2 protein-coding genes are annotated in these 1,734 nt (G+C 68.1%); one reads left to right on the top strand and one right to left on the bottom strand.

All coding sequences use genetic code 11. The features are described from left to right. Positions 1 to 63 precede the first annotated feature (63 nt). Positions 64 to 333, top strand: a complete 270-nt coding sequence (locus AB0E19_RS38605) for a barstar family protein (RefSeq protein WP_362189888.1) — start codon at positions 64 to 66, stop codon at positions 331 to 333. A 106-nt stretch (positions 334 to 439) separates the two neighbouring features. Here AB0E19_RS38605 and AB0E19_RS38600 read toward each other — a convergent pair whose 3' ends face one another. Beyond that, on the bottom strand, positions 440 to 1,678 hold the full coding sequence (locus AB0E19_RS38600) for an IS701 family transposase (RefSeq protein WP_362189890.1): 1,239 nt from the start codon (positions 1,676 to 1,678) through the stop codon (positions 440 to 442). Positions 1,679 to 1,734: the final 56 nt, after the last annotated feature.

The following is a 1,734-nucleotide window of genomic DNA, read 5'->3' as shown; positions in this document are numbered from 1 at the left end:
CCTAGTAGTGCTTCGTTAGGTCTGCTGTCCGTGAGGTTGCGAATGGTGCCTAGGATGCGGGCCATGGTGATCATCGACGTAGCTTCAGTCGCAAGTGAGGACGAGCTGCACCGACTGCTCCAGCGAGAGTTCGACTTTCCGGACTTCTACGGTCGGAACTGGGCTGCCTTCTGGGATGCCGTCAGCGGCCTTGTTCTCATCCCCGAGCATGTGCGTTTCGTGGGTTGGAAGCCGTTGGCGGAACGTGTCCCGGGTGGGGCGATGATGCTGGCCGATTGCCTTGATCGATACCGCGAGCTCTATCGGCCGGGTCTTCGGGTGGAGTACCTGTAGCCGTGACGAGTACCCGTCTGTACTGATAGATCTCGGCCGCACGTCACACAGGTGCCGGTCCAGCACCTCAGCAGGTCCTGGAGGGTGTCGAGGACCTGGTAGAGGGTCAGGCCGGCGTGTGGGCTTTTGGGTCGAGCCGCCGCAGGGTGAGGAAGGCCTGGGCGGCGGTGACGAGGGTGACGTGGTGGTGCCAGCCGCGCCAGGTGCGGCCTTCGAAGTGGTCCAGGCCGAGGCCGTGCTTGAGCTCGCGGTAGTCGTGTTCGATCCGCCAGCGCATCTTCGCCCAGCGGACCAAGTCGGCGACCGGGGTGGTGGCGGGCAGGTTCGATATCCAGTAGCCCGTCGGGGCGCCCTGGCCGTGCGGCCACTCGACCAGGAGGGGCCGGGCGGGCAGGACACCGTCCCACCGGTTGCGGCCGCCGCCCGCGGTCTGTGCCACGGCCAGGGACTGCTTGCCCGCCGGCCGGACCGTCAGGACGGTGAACCGCGAGGTCATCGGGCCTTTGCTGCCCTGGCGCCAGGTGACCTCGGCGAACTGTTCCGGGCCGACTTCCGCCGCGAGGGCACTGACGGCTCGGGGCGGGGTGCGGTAGCGGGGCAGGGTCGGTGGTCCGAGCCCGCCATAGGCGGGCCGGTGCGGCTCGGCCTGTTCGGCATGGGCGACTTCCTTGCCGGTCAGGGCGAGGACGTAGGACAGTCCGCGCTCCTCCAGGCCGGTCCGGAAGGGGGTGCTGACGCCGTAGCCCGCGTCGGCGACCACCACCGGCGCCTCCAGTTCCCAGCCGGCGAGCGTATCCAGCATGCCGAGTGCCAGGCGCCACTTCTCCCGATGGGCAACGGCTTCGTCCGGCACCCCAGCCCTGCGGCAGCGGTCCGGCTCGTCCGTCCACTCCCGCGGCATATACAACTGCCAGTCCAGCGGGCAGGACGCAGCGTCGGTGGCGGCGTGGACACTGACCGCGACCTGGCAGTTCGCCCGTTTCCCGAGAGCTCCGCAGTACTGCCGGGCCACCCCGACCGAAGCGGTGCCGCACTTGGGAAACGACACGTCGTCGATCACCCAGACCTCCGGCGTGATTGCCTCGCTCAGCCGTTCGGCGATCCGCCGCCGCACTGGCAGCGGATCCCACGGCGACTGGTTCACGAACTGCTGCAGAGCCTGCATGTTCCCGTCCGGCAGCCGCTCGGCCATCGGCTGGACCGACTTGCGCCGCCCGTCCAGCATCAGACCCCGCAGATAACACCCGCCCCACCGCCGCTGATCCCGCCGCGGCAACGAGGCGAACACATCGGCAACGAACTCCGATATCTCACCCCGGAGCCGTTCCACCTCCCCCAACTTCATGACCGGACGATGCCCACCACCAGGCAAGATCACCCAACGTAACGAAGCACTACTAG

It is taken from the genome of Streptomyces sp. NPDC047974 (genome assembly GCF_040653375.1).
Taxonomy (GTDB): domain Bacteria; phylum Actinomycetota; class Actinomycetes; order Streptomycetales; family Streptomycetaceae; genus Streptomyces.
This window is presented reverse-complemented; position numbering and strand designations above follow the sequence as displayed.